At 71.1% G+C, this 15,304-nt stretch carries 11 protein-coding genes; 4 read left to right on the top strand and 7 right to left on the bottom strand.

What is annotated here, in order from left to right; genetic code table 11:
* Window positions 1-66 precede the first annotated feature (66 nt).
* The 3 genes from J4573_RS26125 to J4573_RS26115 are packed head-to-tail and all read right to left on the bottom strand — an operon-like array spanning window position 67 to window position 4,105.
* Entirely contained in the window at window positions 67-2,691 is a 2,625-nt protein-coding gene (locus tag J4573_RS26125; protein WP_208258454.1) for an FtsX-like permease family protein, read from the bottom strand.
* Entirely contained in the window at window positions 2,688-3,404 is a 717-nt protein-coding gene (locus tag J4573_RS26120; protein ID WP_208258453.1) for an ABC transporter ATP-binding protein, read from the bottom strand. Before J4573_RS26120 ends, J4573_RS26125 begins: the two co-directional genes overlap by 4 nt.
* Window positions 3,401-4,105 carry a PadR family transcriptional regulator gene (locus J4573_RS26115; RefSeq protein ID WP_208258452.1) on the bottom strand — a complete coding sequence of 235 codons (705 nt, stop codon included), beginning with the start codon at window positions 4,103-4,105 and terminating at the stop codon, window positions 3,401-3,403. The genes J4573_RS26120 and J4573_RS26115 overlap by 4 nt, the downstream gene beginning before the upstream one ends.
* 138 nt (window positions 4,106-4,243) lie before the next feature.
* Here J4573_RS26115 and J4573_RS26110 point away from each other — a divergent pair, with 138 nt between their 5' ends.
* Window positions 4,244-5,044 carry a hypothetical protein gene (locus J4573_RS26110; RefSeq protein WP_307796890.1) on the top strand — a complete coding sequence of 267 codons (801 nt, stop codon included), beginning with the start codon at window positions 4,244-4,246 and terminating at the stop codon, window positions 5,042-5,044.
* Between the two features lie 142 nt (window positions 5,045-5,186).
* Here the strand turns inward: J4573_RS26110 and ilvC are convergent, their stop codons facing one another.
* The 4 genes from ilvC to J4573_RS26090 form a co-directional block, all read right to left on the bottom strand.
* Window positions 5,187-6,170, bottom strand: a complete 984-nt coding sequence (gene ilvC / locus J4573_RS26105; RefSeq protein ID WP_208258451.1) for a ketol-acid reductoisomerase — start codon at window positions 6,168-6,170, stop codon at window positions 5,187-5,189.
* Window positions 6,171-6,213: 43 nt separating this feature from the next.
* Window positions 6,214-6,738, bottom strand: a complete 525-nt coding sequence (gene ilvN / locus J4573_RS26100; protein WP_208258450.1) for an acetolactate synthase small subunit — start codon at window positions 6,736-6,738, stop codon at window positions 6,214-6,216.
* Window positions 6,739-6,743: 5 nt separating this feature from the next.
* On the bottom strand, window positions 6,744-8,489 hold the full coding sequence (locus tag J4573_RS26095) for an acetolactate synthase large subunit (protein ID WP_208258449.1): 1,746 nt from the start codon (window positions 8,487-8,489) through the stop codon (window positions 6,744-6,746).
* A 272-nt stretch (window positions 8,490-8,761) separates the two neighbouring features.
* Window positions 8,762-11,734, bottom strand: coding sequence for a putative bifunctional diguanylate cyclase/phosphodiesterase (locus J4573_RS26090; RefSeq protein WP_208258448.1), 2,973 nt, complete (start codon window positions 11,732-11,734; stop codon window positions 8,762-8,764).
* Between the two features lie 392 nt (window positions 11,735-12,126).
* Here J4573_RS26090 and J4573_RS26085 point away from each other — a divergent pair, with 392 nt between their 5' ends.
* The 3 genes from J4573_RS26085 (at window position 12,127) to J4573_RS26075 (ending at window position 15,271) form a co-directional block, all read left to right on the top strand.
* On the top strand, window positions 12,127-13,215 hold the full coding sequence (locus tag J4573_RS26085) for a PQQ-dependent sugar dehydrogenase (protein ID WP_208258447.1): 1,089 nt from the start codon (window positions 12,127-12,129) through the stop codon (window positions 13,213-13,215).
* Between the two features lie 44 nt (window positions 13,216-13,259).
* A complete protein-coding gene (locus J4573_RS26080; protein ID WP_208258446.1) occupies window positions 13,260-14,378 on the top strand; it encodes a PQQ-dependent sugar dehydrogenase in 1,119 nt (372 codons plus the stop codon).
* Between the two features lie 323 nt (window positions 14,379-14,701).
* Window positions 14,702-15,271: a Uma2 family endonuclease gene (locus tag J4573_RS26075; protein ID WP_208258445.1), complete on the top strand. Its 570-nt coding sequence runs from the start codon at window positions 14,702-14,704 to the stop codon at window positions 15,269-15,271.
* Window positions 15,272-15,304 lie beyond the last annotated feature (33 nt).

Here is a 15,304-nt window from a genome sequence, read left to right as displayed (position 1 = left end):
CCGCCGCGCGATGGTACGGGCGGGTCGGCAGACGGCGCGCCATCACGTGGTCGTGGTACCGCCGGGTCAGGTGGTCAGGCGGCGGATGGTGGGGAGGCGGGCTCGGGTGAAGAGGGCGGCGCCGATCATGGCGATCAGGGGGACGGCGAGGCCGATGGCGCCGATGAGCTGCCAGGGGATGTCGACGATCACGCCGTGGTGCGGGACGAGGGCGGGGTCGGCCGTGCCCTCGTAGTCGATGGTCAGCGGGCGGGCGACGGCGATGCCCGGGACCAGGCCGACCAGGATGCCGAGCCAGCTGCCCAGCACGGCGACGAAGCCCGCCTGGCTCATCATCAGCAGTCGTCGGGTCCGGGGGCGGGCCCCGACGGCGCTGAGGGTGGCGAGGTCGGGCAGGGCGTCGGCGGCGGCCAGGCCGGTGGCGATCAGCGAGCCGCCGACGACCAGCACGGCGCCCGCGACGGCGAGGATCAGGAGTGGGAGGGCGAACGACTCCTGGAAGCCGCGTTCCACGTACACCAGCTGCGGCTCGTCGGTGGTGCCGAGGCGCTTGGCCAGGCGGTGCTGCTCGTCGCGGGTCACCCGGTGGTCGGCGCGGTCGATGCCGATCGCCTCGGTGGTGATGGGCAGGCCGAACCGGGCGGCGACGTGCGGCGGGACGATCGCCGCGACCGAGGCGATCGTGGAGGTCCGGAGGGCGGGGAGGCCGCCGACCGTACGGAGGACCCGCGCCTGCGGCTGGTCGCCGTCCCAGATCTGCACCGAGCCGTTGATCGTGACGGCCCCGGGCTCCGGGTCGCTGAACAGAACGATCTTGTCGGCGGCCAGGGCGGCGGTGACGGCGGGGTCGTCGCGGCCGAGGAGCAGCCGTGCTTCGCGGGCGCCGCCCACCACGTTGTCGACGAACCGGTCGCCGGCCATCTCGGGGGACGCGAGCTCGAGGAACGGGCAGGTGTCCTTGGGGCAGGGAGAGCTCTGCCCAGGCAGCGCCTGGATCGGGATGTCCGGCACGCCGGGCAACTGGCGTTCGACGTCCGCGCGGAACGTCATCGACTTGCCGCCCGGCGGGGTGATCATCGTCGAGCCCATCGGCAGCTTCGGCACGTACTCGGTGCGGCTCTGGGCGAAGTCGCTGGCGCCCCCGATGGCGAGCGCGGTGAGCCCGGCGACGGCGGCCATGATGGCGGCCACGGCGGGCGCGGCGCGGCCCCGGTTGCGCGCCCCGTCGCGTACGGCCAGCCGGAGCGGGAGCGGCAGCCACCGGGCGGTGCGCGCGGCCGTGCCGACCACCCACGGTCCGATCATCACGCAGCCGACCACGATCGCGATCGCGCCGAACGCGGCCCCGATCTCGTGCCACAGCCGCGCGCCGGCCAGGCAGAGGCCCGCCCCGGCCACCATCAGCACGGCCCCGAGGACTGGCCAGCCGCGGCGCCCGCGGGCCTGGTCGCGCCGGCCGGTGAGCGCCGCCACGACGTTCATCCGGGCGGCCTGCAGCGCCGGCGCGTACGCGGCGAGCACCCCGCTGACCAGGCCGAGGACGACCGGCGCCGCGACCAGCGCCCACGGCACCTCGTACGGCCCGAACGCGACGCCCCAGATGTCCAGCACGGCGGGCTTGATGAGCGCGGCGGCGAACAGGCCCGCGGCCGCCCCGACCAGGGACGCGGCGCCGCCGAGCACCAGCCCGCCCGCCAGCACGACGGCCTTCAGGTGGTTCGGGCTGCCGCCGCTGGCCGCCAGCAGCGCGAGCTGGCGGCGCTGCCGCTTGATCCCGACGGCGAACGCGGGCCCGGCGAGCAGCACGACCTCCATCACGATCATCGCGACGGCCATGGCGACGACGACCGGCCCGCCCGCCTGGTCCATGGTGAACGCCGAACCCGTCGGGACGTCCGAGTGCGGCGGCGGGTGCTTCACGACCTGCCGCGACAGCACGCCGAGGCCGGTCTTGTTGAGCGCGAGGACGTCCTGCCAGGTGACCGGCCGCGGCGAGCCGACCAGGTACTCGTCGTCGCCCGCGGCGGCGGACTTGGGCAGTGAGCCGGGCAGCGCCACCGCCTTGTTGACGCGGGGCGCGCGCGGGTCCTCGACGAACCCGGACACGCGCTTGGTCATCCCCTGGTCGTCGATCCGAACGGTCGAGCCGATGCCGATCCCGCGCTTGCGCATGCTCGGCGCGACCGCGATCTCGTCCGGGCTCGCCGGGGCCCTCCCCTGGGTGATCCTCATCAGCCGCCCGGCGAGCGGGTCCCGCAGGTCGACCTCGACGGTCGCCAGCATCCGCGGGCCCTTGGCCGTCGCGAGCGTCACCACGGCGGTGTCGTTGATCGGGATGGCCCGCGTGCCGGGCCCGAGCCGGGCGGCCAGGCCGGCGGTGATCTCCTGGGTGGTCCAGGGGCGGCCGGAGTCGGGCGGGCTCTGGCCCGGCACGTCGACCATCGCGTTGTACTCCAGCGGGGAGGCCTGCGCGATGGCCTGGTGGGCCTGGCCGATGACGCGGGCGTCGGCGTGCCCGAGCGTGTACGGCAGCGCCTCGCGGTCGGACCACTGGGAGGTCTTCAGCAGCACCGCCATCGCCACGATCGTCATGACCGGCAGGCCGATCATGCACAGCACCAGCGCCGTCCTGCCCTTGGCGCGCAACGCGTCGCGCCGCGCGAGGCGCAGCGCGACGGCGAGACCTCTCACCGCGCTTCCTGGAGCAGGGACTCGGGTCCGGGCCGGGGGCCGGTGGCGTCCACGACGCTGCCGTCCCGCAGGAAGATCACCCGGTCCGCCCAGGCGGCGTGCCGCGACTCGTGCGTGACCATGAGGCAGGCGGCCCCGGCGTCGCAGCGCAGCCGCAGGATGCGCATGATGTCCTCGCCGGACTGGCTGTCCAGCGCGCCGGTCGGCTCGTCCGCCAGTACGAGGCGGCGGTCGCCGACGAGCGCGCGGGCGATCGCCACCCGCTGCTGCTGGCCGCCCGACATCTCGTCGGGGAACCGGTCGGCCACCTCGCTGATGCCGACCTCGCGCAGCGCGATCGCGGCCTCGCGGCGGGCCTGCCGGGCCCGCACGCCGTCGAGCTCGCGGGGCAGCATGACGTTCTCGGACGCGGTGAGGCTCGGGATGAGGTTGAGGTCCTGGAACACATAGCCGACGCTGCGCCGCCGCACGGCCGACAGCGCGGCCTTGTCGAGCGTGCTGAGGTCGGTCCCCTCGACCAGGACCTCGCCGCCGGTCGGGGCGTCCAGTCCCCCGGCGAGCGTCAGCAGGGTCGACTTGCCCGAGCCGGACGGGCCCATCACCGCGACGAACTCGCCGGCGTCGACGTTCAGCGTCACCTCGCGCAGCGCGTGCACCAGAACGGGCTCGGCGCCGTGGTCGCGCGACACGTTCCGCAGGGACAGGACGCTCATCTGCGCCCCTCCTTCACCGGATAGGAGGACGAGTCCGGCCGGGCGCCCGTCCCTCCGTCCGGCCGACCATCCGGCCGTGCCCCCGGCCCACCGCCCGGGCGACCGTCCGGCCGGGCGTCCGCGCGCGCGGCCGCCGCCTCGGCCGACGCGGCCACCTCGGCCGACGCGGCGGCCGCGTCGGCGCGGGCCACGAAGGCCTCGCAGTGGTCGAGCCAGCGCACCTCGGCCTCCGCCTGGAAGATCATCGATTCGAGCACCAGCCGCCACGCGCGGTCGCCCTGCTCGACCGGCACCGCGGGCGCGTCGGCCTTCAGCCGCGTCAGGTCCTGGAGCGAGCGGAGCGTCGCCGTCCGCTGCGTCTGAACGACCTGGCGCACGTCCACGCCGGGCATCGTGACCGCCATCGCGAGCTTGATGGCCAGCTCGTCGCGGGGCCGGTCGGCGCGCGCGAGCGGGGTGGCGAACCACTGCCGCACGTCGTCCTCCCCCGCCGGGGTGATCCGGTAGACGAAGCGGCCCTCGTCGTCGGCGCCCACCCGGGTGACCAGCTCGTCGCGCTCCAGGCGCGACAGCGTGGAGTAGACCTGCCCGATGTTGAGCGGCCACGTCGACCCGGTGGAGGACTCGAACTCGGCGCGGAGCTGGTAGCCGTAGCGGGGCCCCTGCGCCAGGAGTGCCAGAATGCCATGACGGATCGACATGCCTACCAAGTATGCATACCTGGTATTGGCACCGCAATACCGAGTATGCATCGGACGACACGCTGAACCGATTTCACTGTGGGTGATCTGTGCGGCCCGTAACGTGACCGATGTCCCCGGCCCACCCTGGAGTACCCCGTGACCTCGGATTCAGCGGATTCAGCGGATTCCGCCATCAGCGTCCTGCACGACATGCTGCGCGTGTACGACCACCGCTTCCTGGCGATGGACGGCGCGCAGCGCGGCCGCCTCATGAGCGGCACGCGCCAGGTGCTCGGCGAGGACGGGCTGAACGACGCCGCCAGAGCCGTCCTGCCGGTCCGGTACCGGCTCCGGGCGTTCTGCATCCAGCACGGCCTCCAGGACGAGCTGGAGCGCCTCATCCGCGAGGAGCTCGACGGCCATGAGGTCGGTGCGGTCGTGGTCGGAGGGCGCGTCTACGCCGTCTACCCGTACCTGCGCGGCGTCCCCCGCCAGGACGCCGACGTCACCTCCGAGGTGGGCCTGCGGCACCGCCTGGACGAGGCGAGCTGGCAGGGCAAGCGGGTGCGCGTGCGCGGCGTGGCGGCGATCGAACGGATCGAGGCGCGCGAGACCAAGGTCGAGCTGATCCTGCGCGAACGCCGCTCCCGCGTGGAGCACCGCTTCCCCGCCGACGCGAGCGCGAGCGGCGGCTTCGAGGTCGAGGCCGACATGGCGCTGCCCGGCCCCGGCCGCTGGGACGCCCGCGTCGCCGCCTCCGCGCTCGGCGTCACCCGCGAGGCCCGCTTCGGGACCGTACGCGCGGACAGGCTGGACACCGAGTCGCAGCGCCGGGCCCTCACCTCGAACCTGGCCTCGACCATCTACTTCACCAAGGGCGGCTACCTGGCCGTCGTCGTGCGCAACCAGAAGCCCGCGCCGCTGCGCGCCAAGCTCCGCCGCCGCCTCCTCCGCTGACGCACAGATACGCCGATCTTGCTCTCAGCGCCCTGAAAGGGCCTGCGAAAGGGCGCTGAGAGCAAGATCGGCGTGTTGACCTGGCGTGGGTGCTAGCGGGTGCTAGCGGGTGCTAGCTGGTGCTAGCGGGTGCTAGCGGGTGCTAGTCGTTCAGCCAGCTCATCATCGGGCGGAGCTTGCCGCCGGTCACCTCGATCGGGTGCTCGGCGTGCTCCTTGCGGTACTTGGCCATCTGCTCCTGGCCGCCCTCGAACTCGGCCACCAGCTCCTTGGCGAACTCGCCGGACTGGATCTCGCCGAGGATCTTCTTCATCTCGGCCTTGGTCTGGTCGTTCACCAGGCGCGGGCCGCGGCTGTAGCCGCCGTACTCGGCGGTGTCGGACACCGACCAGTACATCTTGGAGATGCCGCCCTCGTACATCAGGTCGACGATCAGCTTCACCTCGTGCAGGCACTCGAAGTAGGCGACCTCGGGCTGGTAGCCGGCCTCGATCAGGGTCTCGAAGCCCGCCTTGATGAGCTCGGAGAGCCCGCCGCACAGCACGGCCTGCTCGCCGAACAGGTCGGTCTCGGTCTCCTCGGTGAAGGTGGTCTTGATACCGCCCGCGCGCAGGCCGCCGATGGCCTTGGCGTACGAGAGGGCCAGCGGCCACGCGTTGCCGGACGGGTCCTGCTCGACGGCCACGATCACCGGGACGCCGCGGCCGGCGGTGTACTGGCGGCGGACCAGGTGGCCCGGGCCCTTCGGCGCGACCATGCAGACGTCCACGCCCGCCGGCGGCTCGATGAGGCCGTAGCGGATGTTCAGGCCGTGGCCGAAGAACAGCGCGTCGCCCTCGACCAGGTTGGGCTTGATGTCGGCCTCGTAGATGCCGCGCTGGAGGTGGTCCGGCGCGAGGATCATGATGAGGTCGGCCTCCTCGACCGCCTCGGCGACCGGCAGCACCCGCAGGCCCTCGGACTCGGCGAGCTCCTTGCTCTTGGAGTCGGGGCGCAGGCCGACGCGGACGTCCACGCCGGAGTCCCGCAGGGAGAGCGCGTGCGCGTGCCCCTGGCTGCCGTACCCGATCACGGCGACGTGCCGGCCCTGGATGATGCTCAGGTCGGCATCGTTGTCGTAGAACATCTCAGCCACTGTGCTGCTGCCTTTCCTAGTTTTCAGATGAGGGCTACGCGCTGCGCTCGATGGCGCGCAGCGAACGGTCGGTGATGGACCGGGCGCCGCGGCCGATGGCCACCATGCCCGACTGCACCAGTTCCTTGATGCCGAACGGCTCCAGCACGCGGATGAAGGCGTCCAGCTTGTCGCGGTTGCCGGTGGCCTCGATCGTGACGGCGTCCGGGGCGACGTCGACGACCTTCGCCCGGAAGAGGGTCACGGTCTCCAGCACCTGCGACCGGGTCTCGGCGTCGGCGCGCACCTTGACCAGCACGAGCTCGCGCTGGACCGACGCCGACTGGTCGAGCTCCACGATCTTCAGGACATTGATCAGCTTGTTGAGCTGCTTGGTGACCTGCTCGAGCGGCAGGCCCTCGACGTTCACCACGATCGTCATCCGGGAGATCTCCGGGTGCTCGGTGGTGCCGACCGCGAGCGACTCGATGTTGAACCCGCGCCGGGAGAACAGCGCCGCGACCCGGGCCAGGATGCCGGGCTTGTTCTCGACCAGAACCGAGAGCGTGTGCAGGCTCATCTCGGTCACTCTCCGTTCTCGAAGTCGGGGGCCAGGTCCCGCGCGATCTTGATGTCGTCGTTGGTGGTGCCGGCGGCGACCATCGGCCAGACCATCGCGTCCTGGTGGACCACGAAGTCGATCACGACCGGGGCGTCGTTGATCTCCATCGCCTTGGCGATGGTGGCGTCGACGTCCTCGGGCTTGTCGCAGCGCAGCCCGACGCAACCGTACGCCTCGGCGAGCTTCACGAAGTCGGGGATCCGCCGGGAGTGCAGGTTGGTGTTGGAGTAGCGCCCGTCGTAGAAGAGGGTCTGCCACTGCCGGACCATGCCGAGGTTGCCGTTGTTGATGACCGCGATCTTGACCGGGATGCCCTCGATCGCGCAGGTGGCGAGCTCCTGGTTGGTCATCTGGAAGCAGCCGTCACCGTCGATCGCCCACACCTGAGTGTCGGGCGCGCCGACCTTGGCGCCCATCGCGGCGGGAACGGCGTAACCCATCGTGCCGGCGCCGCCGGAGTTGAGGAACGCGCCGGGCCGCTCGTACTTGATGAACTGCGCGGCCCACATCTGGTGCTGGCCGACGCCCGCGACGTAGTAGGCGTCGGGCCCGACGAGCTGACCGATCCGCTCGATGACGAACTGCGGCGACAGCGACCCGTCCTCGGGCTGGTCGTAGCCGAGGGGGTAGGTGTCGCGCCAGGCGTTCAGCTGCCGCCACCAGTCCTCGTAGTCGCCCTTGTGCCCGGCGTCGTGCTCGGTCTGGACGGCGACGATCAGGTCCGCGATGACCTCGCGGGCGTCGCCGACGATCGGGACGTCGGCGTGCCGGTTCTTGGAGATCTCGGCGGGGTCGATGTCGGCGTGCACGACCTTGGCGTGCGGGGCGAAGCCGTCCAGCTTGCCGGTGACGCGGTCGTCGAACCGGGCGCCGAGCGCGACCAGCAGGTCGGCCTTCTGCAGCGCGCCGACCGCGCCGACGCCGCCGTGCATGCCGGGCATGCCCATGTGCAGCGGGTGGCTGTCGGGCAGCGCGCCCTTGGCCATCAGGGTGGTGACGACCGGGGCGCCGGTGAGCTCGGCGAGCACCTTCAGCTCGGCCGCCGCCTGGGCCTTGATGACGCCGCCGCCGACGTACAGCACGGGGCGCTCGGACTGGGTGATGAGCCGTGCCGCCTCGCGCACCTGCTTGGAGTGCGGCCGGGTGACGGGCCGGTAGCCCGGGAGCTGCATCTGGACGGGCCACTCGAAGCCGAACGTGGCCTGCAGCGCGTCCTTGGAGATGTCGACCAGGACCGGTCCGGGACGGCCGGTGCCCGCGATGTGGAACGCCTCGACGATCGTGCGGGCGATGTCCGCCGGGTCGGTGATCAGGAAGTTGTGCTTGGTGATCGGCATCGTGATGCCGGCGATGTCCGCCTCCTGGAAGGCGTCGGTCCCGATGGACGGGCCGGGGACCTGGCCGGTGATCGCGACCATCGGCACCGAGTCCATGTACGCGTCGGAGATCGGCGTGACGAGGTTGGTCGCGCCCGGCCCGCTGGTCGCCATGCAGACGCCCACCTTGCCGGTCACCATGGCGTACCCCTGCGCGGCGTGGCCCGCTCCCTGCTCATGCCGGACCAGGATGTGGCGCAGCTTCTGGGAGTCGAAGATCGGGTCGTACGCCGGGAGGATCGCCCCGCCCGGGATGCCGAACACCGTATCGACGCCGACGTTCTCCAGCGCGCGGACCAGCGCCTGGGCTCCCGTCATCTGTTCGGTCGTCATGTTCCTTGTTCCTTGGGGAGAGTCGAACGGAGAAGCTTTCGGCCAACAAAAAACCCCCGCCGCCGGTTGGCGGTCGAGGGGCGCGCGCAGGTCGAAGTGCTCGGTCAGCCTGCGCGCCGACCAAGTACTACGAGAATGATGGAAGTGCTCTGCACGATGCCCACTTTCGCCGACTTCCGGTCGCTGGTCAAATCCTTGGACATATTGTCTCACCAGGTGAGACGAGTGGGCGTCCGGCCGGACGCCCCGACGATCTTGCTTGATCCGGTCATTCAACCAGGTGAGAGGGCGGTTCCTTCGAGCGGAAGGCCGCTGGTGCCCGGCAGACCGCCGCCCTTGAGGTTGGTCCGCACCAGGGATTCCACCCGTCCGGCCGCCATCGGCCGCGCCACCAGGAAACCCTGCCCGCGCGGGCAGTCCATCTCGCGCAGCAGCTCCAGCTGCTCGGGCCGTTCGATGCCCTCGGCGACCACGGTCAACCCCAGGTCACGGCCGAGCCGCACGATCGTCCGGGTCAGCAAAGTGAGCGTCTCGTCCGAGCCGAGACCGGCCACGAACGACGGGTCGATCTTGATGATGTCGACCGGGAGCTGGCCCAGGTAGGCCAGCGAGGCGTAGCCGGTGCCGAAGTCGTCGATCGCCAGCCGTACGCCAAGATCGCGCAACGCCGACAGGCGTTCCACGCTCTGCCCGGCGTCCTCGACCAGCACCTCCTCCTTCACCTCGACGGTGAGCGCCTGCGGCGGCAGGCCGGTCTGCTCCAGCGCCGCCGCGACCGACTCGACGAAGCGCGGCGCGGCGATCTGGCGGGCGGTGAAGTTGACCGACAGGCCCACGTTCCACGACTCGCCGCGCCAGCGGGACACCTCGCGGCAGGCCTCGCGCAGCACCCAGTCGCCCAGCGGGATCATGAGGCCGGACTCCTCGGCGGGGCCGATGAAGTCCTCCGGCGGCACCGACTCGTTCCCGCGCCACCAGCGCACGAGGGCCTCGACGCCGGTCACCCGGGAGGTCGCCAGCTCCACGACCGGCTGGAACTCGACGGTGAACTCCTCCTCGGCGAGCGCCCGCTGCAGGTCGCTGCCGAGCTCCAGCCGCCGTACGACGTCGGCGTGCATGTGCGGGGCGAACACCTCGACCCGGCCGCCGCCGAGCTCCTTGGCCCGCGCCATCGCCAGGTCGCCGTTGCGGATCAGGTCGGCGGCGTCGCGGCGCAGCCGCCGGCCCGCCTCGGCACGGGCCACGGCGGGCGGCCGGGCCGCGTCGGAGGCCTGCGGCTCGGCGGTGTCGTCGACGAACGCGATCCCGACGCTCGCGGTGAGCACGATCGCCTTGCCGCCGATGGTGTACGGCTCGACCGACAGCACGCGCAGCAGCCGTTCGGCGAGCTCGACGGCCGTCTGCGTCTCGGCGGGGTTCTCCACCAGGACGGCGAACTCGTCGCCGCCCCAGCGCGCCACGGTGTCGTCGGCCTGGACGGTCGCGCGCAGCCGCCGCGCGGCCTGGGCCAGCACCTGGTCGCCCGCCGCGTGCCCGGCCGAGTCGTTCACCGCCGTGAAGCCGTCGAGGTCGGCGAAGACCACGGCGACCTTGCCGCCGCACTCCTGCCGCGACAGCACGTCGCGGGTGCGCTCCTCGAAGTAGGCGCGGTTCGGCAGGCCGGTCAGGCCGTCGTGGAAGGTCAGGTGGGCGACCTGCCGCTGCAGCGCCGCCTGCTCGCTGAGGTCGCGGGTGGTCACCAGGACGCGGGCGGGGGCATCGCCGATGCCGCTGTAGCGGGAGATCGTCGACTCGGTCGGCAGCCAGGTGCCGTCGGCGGCCCGTACGCGGCACGAGACCCGCAGCGTGTCGGCGGAGAGCCGCAGCGTGTCGGGGTGGTCGTCCTCGCCGGACCCGGATCCGTCGCCGCCCTCACCGCCGTCGCTGCCGCCGTCGCCGCCGCCGCCCTCGCCTCCGTCGGCGAGGAACTCGGCGAAGACCTCCTGGACGCGCGGCAGGTCCTCAGGGTGGATGATCTCGCCGAGCGGCCGGCCGAGCAGCTCGTCGGCGGTGTAGCGGTAGGTACGCAGCGCGCCCGCGCTCGCGTACTGGACGACGGCGTCCAGGTCGCAGATCAGCACGGCGTCGTTGATGCTCTCCGACAGCGCCCGGAAGTGCTCCTCGCCGGTGTCGACCGCGTGCCGGAGCCGGTCGTTCTCACGCAGCAGCGCGGCCAGCCGGATCAGCAGCACCATCGTGGCCGAGCCCGCGATCACGGACACGACCGGCTCGATGCCGTGCGTCCCGGTCAGCGAGTGGCCCGCGACGAAGAGGGTGGCGGCGGCCGCGACGGCGGCGGGTGCGAGGCCGGGGCCGATCATCCGGCCCTGCTCCTCGGGCTCGACCGTGCCGTCGTCGACAGCGAGGTCAGATGGCCCCTCAAGCGCCCTGGTCTCAGAACCCTGCCCGGTCCACGGCACCAGGAACAGCAGCAACAGCGCGCCCAGCCGGAAGATGTCGGAGGGGTCGTCGGAGGCGGGCCCGCCGCGCAGCCGTACGACCAGGCTGACGACGTCGGCCGCGGCGAACGCGACCAGTGCCACGTACCCCATCCAGGCCGACCGCCGGTGCCCGCGCGCCGCGCCCAGCACGAATGACAGCGCGCCGCACACCAGGATCGCGTCGATCAGCGGGTAGAGCAGTTCGAGCGTGAACTCCGAGGGCGTCTCACCGGACTGGTGGTAGAGCCCACCGAAGATCACCACCCAGCCCAGCACGAACAGCGCGCACACGCAGACATAGGTGTCCGCCGCGTACCGCAGCCAGGTACGGGCGTCCCGGGGCAGCCTGATCGGCACGATGAGGCCGGTGACCAGCGCCAGCGACGCCGCGAGGTAGAAGAGGTCGAAGACCGACAGCGACAGGGCGCTGCGCCCGGCCGACTCCGAGGTGGCCGCCGAGCCGACGGCGCCCACGAACCAGCAGGCCGCGGCTATCCCGTACCAGCGCCAGGACGCCCGCCACAGGTTGCGGTGCCCGCCCCGGCCGGGGCGGGAGGCCGACAGCAGGGAGCCCGCCGCCGCGGCGGCCGCGGCCACCTCCGCCCAGTCGGTGAAGGCCGAACCGCCCCATCCGAGCAGCGAGCCGGTGATGTAGGCCACGCCGAGCAGCGCGACCACACCGATCAGCAGTGCCGAGGGCGTTACTCGGCGAGCCGGCCGTCGGGCATCGCCCCCGCGGTCGTCCCCCCGAGGAGCGTCGCTCATCGCGCCGTGTCCCTTCCTGCCTTCTGGAGGCGCCGGCCTCCAGCAGCCCCTTCGCTGCGCCTGATGGAATGTTCGTCGGTATACCTCGCCCGGTCGCCTCGGTTAACGTCCCGTACGCGGTGGATCGTGCCCCGCGCAGGTGAGCACCGGGCGACGCGGCGAGCGCATCGGCCGCCACGCTCTCGGTCAGCGACGTTGCTGCAGTGCGGGATCACCGTGATGCTCAATGTACGTTCTGTAGGTCACGGAGCGATTGAGGCTCAGCGTCCACCCGGCGACAAACCCCCAAGTGGACCGGCCATCCATCCCGGGATCACCCATAAAACGGCAAGTTGTCCCACGTCACGCTCGGTGGCGTTGTGCCACGGCCCCCGCTGTGACTTCAATGGCCTATGCGCCGGATCGCCGTCCTCGCGACGACTGTGACCCTTCTGACATCGGCCGCCTTCGTGGCCGGCTGCACGTCGGAGCGTGCCGAGCCCGCCACGTCGGGTGAGCCCGCTCCCGCCTCGCCGCAGCCCGCCGTCACCGCCACGGCCGAGCCCGGCAAGCCGCGGGTCCTCGTCAAGGGCCGCAAGCTCACCTGGGGCCTGGCGTTCCTACCGGACGGCGCGGCGCTGATGACCGAACGTGAGAGCGCCAAGGTCCTGCGCGTCACGACAGAGGGCAAGGTCACCGAGATCGGCAAGGTCCCCGGCGTGAAGCCCTCCGGCGAGGGCGGCCTGCTCGGGATCGCCGTCTCCCCCGGCTTCCAGAACGACAAGTACGTCTACGTCTACTTCACCGCGTCCAAGGACAACCGGGTGGCGCGCTTCCGCTACGACGGGACGATCGGCAAGCCGCAGATCCTGGTCACCGGCATCCCCAAGGGCGGCAACCACAACGGCGGGCGGCTGGCGTTCGGCCCGGACGGGATGCTGTACGCCTCTACCGGCGAGACGGGCCACGGGGACCTCTCCCAGGACAAGAAGTCACTGGGAGGCAAAATCCTGCGGATGACGCCCGAGGGCAAGCCCGCCCCCGGAAACCCGTTCGACTCCCTGGTCTGGACCTACGGGCACCGCAACGTTCAGGGCCTGGCATGGGACCCCTCTGGGCGGATGTTCGCCACCGAGTTCGGCCAGGACCGCTTCGACGAGATCAACCAGATCGTCAAGGGGCGCAACTACGGGTGGCCCGACGTGGAGGGCGACGACGGCGACCCCACCAAGTACAAGCGCCCGCTGCTCACCTGGATGCCGTCCGAGGCGTCACCCTCCGGCCTGGCCTACGCCCAAGGCTCGCTATGGGCCGCCGCCCTGCGCGGCGAACGCCTCTGGCAGGTCCCGCTGACCAGAACGGGCGTGTCCCGGCCGATCGCCCATTTCAAGGGCGAGTACGGCCGGATTCGCTCGGTCACTCCTGCCCCTGACGGCAAGTCGCTCTGGCTCACCACCGATAACGACGACAACGATGGGATCATCGTCGTCCCGCTCAGCTAGGGAACGGTTCGGCGGTCGCGTCCGTACTACCAGCGGAGGCCCGCATGAAGCTGCGCCGAACAGTCCCCACCGTCCTCATACCTCTGCTGAGCCTGACGGCTTGCTCGTCCGGCAACGCCACCGGCACAGCGAGCACGCCACCTCCGCTCCCCTCCCCGAGCACCGGGAGCAGCACTCCGCCCGCCTCGTCCAACGCGGTCAGCCCAGGCCAGCCCCGCGTGCTCGCCACAGGCCTCTCCGTGCCATGGGCCATAGCGTTCCTCCCCCAGGGCGACGCCATGGTTACCGAACGCAACACAGCCCGCCTCCTGCGCGTAACTCCCCAGGGCCGGGTAACCGAGGTCGGCAAGATTCCAGACGTCGAGCCTGCAGGTGAGGGCGGACTCCTGGGTGTGACGGTCTCCCCCGACTACCCCAAGGACCACTTCATCTACGTGTACTACAGCGCGGCCAAGGACAACCGCGTGGTGCGCTTCACCTACGAAAACGGCCTCACCAACCCCCACCCCATAGTCACGGGCATCCCCGTGGGCTCGAACCACAACGGCGGCCGCCTCGCGTTCGGCCCGGACCGGATGCTCTACATCACCACCGGCGAGACGTACCGAACCCAGCTGGCCCAGGACAAGAACTCCCTGGGCGGCAAAATCCTCCGCGTCACCCCCGACGGCCGCCCCGCCCCCGGCAACCCGTTCGGCAACCGCGTCTGGACCTGGGGCCACCGCAACGTGCAGGGCCTGGCATGGGACGACCACGAGCGCCTCTACGCCACCGAGTTCGGCCAGGACACCTATGACGAGATCAACCTCATCCAGAAGGGCCACAACTACGGCTGGCCCAAGGTAGAAGGCGTAGGCAGCGACCCCAAGTACACCAACCCCCTCCTCACCTGGTCCACCGACGAGGCCTCCCCGTCCGGCCTGGCCTACGCCCGCGGCTCCCTATGGGCCGCCGCCCTGCGCGGCAAGCGCCTCTGGCAGATCCCCCTGTCCGACGACGGCAAGGTAGGCCGCCCCATCCCCCGCTTCGAGGGCCGCTACGGCCGCCTAAGAGCCGCCGTACGGGCCCCCGACGGCTCCCTCTGGATCACCACCAGCAACAAGGACGGCCGAGGCAACCCCCAGCCCGGCGACGACAAGATCCTCGTCATCCCGCTCTCCTAAAGCTGGCCGTCCTCAAGTCCGCGCTTCGCCGCCTGAGCGCCGGGAACGGTCGAGGGCCGAAGCACGCATGTGCCAGAAGGCGCCGGCTACCAGCGACTCCGAGGCTGATCATCGCTCACTCGCTAGGACGGGCAGCGGTTGGGAACACAGGCACGGTCCTGCGAGCCGCACACGAGCTCAGCCCGTGTGCGTGATCCTCCGCGGATGAACGGCCGGGCCATAAGCTGGGCTCGTCGGTCAGGGCGCGATCCCGAGGAGTAGGGCTAATGACGGCATTGCCGGAGGACAGTTGGCTGTTGAGCCTTCGTCCACAGCCTGCGCCGGTGACTGCGGAGGAGTACGAGGCTCTCCCAGAGGACATCTCGAAAACGATCGAGATCGTGGACGGCCAGGTCATCTATTGCGATTCGCCCACGCCGGAGCACCAGAGAGCGTGTCGTCGGCTCGCCAACCTTCTTGAGGGCCACGCGCGAGCCGCGATGCGAAGCGGTCATGACCGTCTCGCCGTCGACATCGATGTTGACCTGCGGCTTCGTGACCTTCCGCTGCTGAACCGGAGACCTGACGTCATCCTCTATCGGTGTCTTGATCGAGAGAACAAAGAACGTCTCACGGGCGAGCACGCGCTTCTCGTCGTCGAGGTCGTGTCTCCAGGCTCCGAGACCCAGGACACCAACGACAAGTTCACCGAATACGCCCGGGCAGGGATTCCGCACTACTGGATCGTGCGGCTCGACAGCGCTGGCGTGTCCGTCATCGAGAGGTACCAGCTCGACAAAGCGGCCATGCTCTTCAAGCACGTCAACACCCTGATGAAGGATGAGGCCGGGGCGCCGCCAGAGGTCGGCAATCCCATCCCGATCACGGTCACCTGGGACGACCTGGAGTTCTAGGCGGTTTGGCCAGGCGGTGCGATTCCTTGGGTT

It is taken from the genome of Actinomadura barringtoniae (assembly GCF_017573505.1).
GTDB classification, from domain to species: Bacteria; Actinomycetota; Actinomycetes; order Streptosporangiales; family Streptosporangiaceae; genus Spirillospora; species Spirillospora barringtoniae.
The sequence above is the reverse complement of the archived record's forward strand: the minus strand, read 5'-3'. Positions and strand labels throughout refer to the sequence as shown.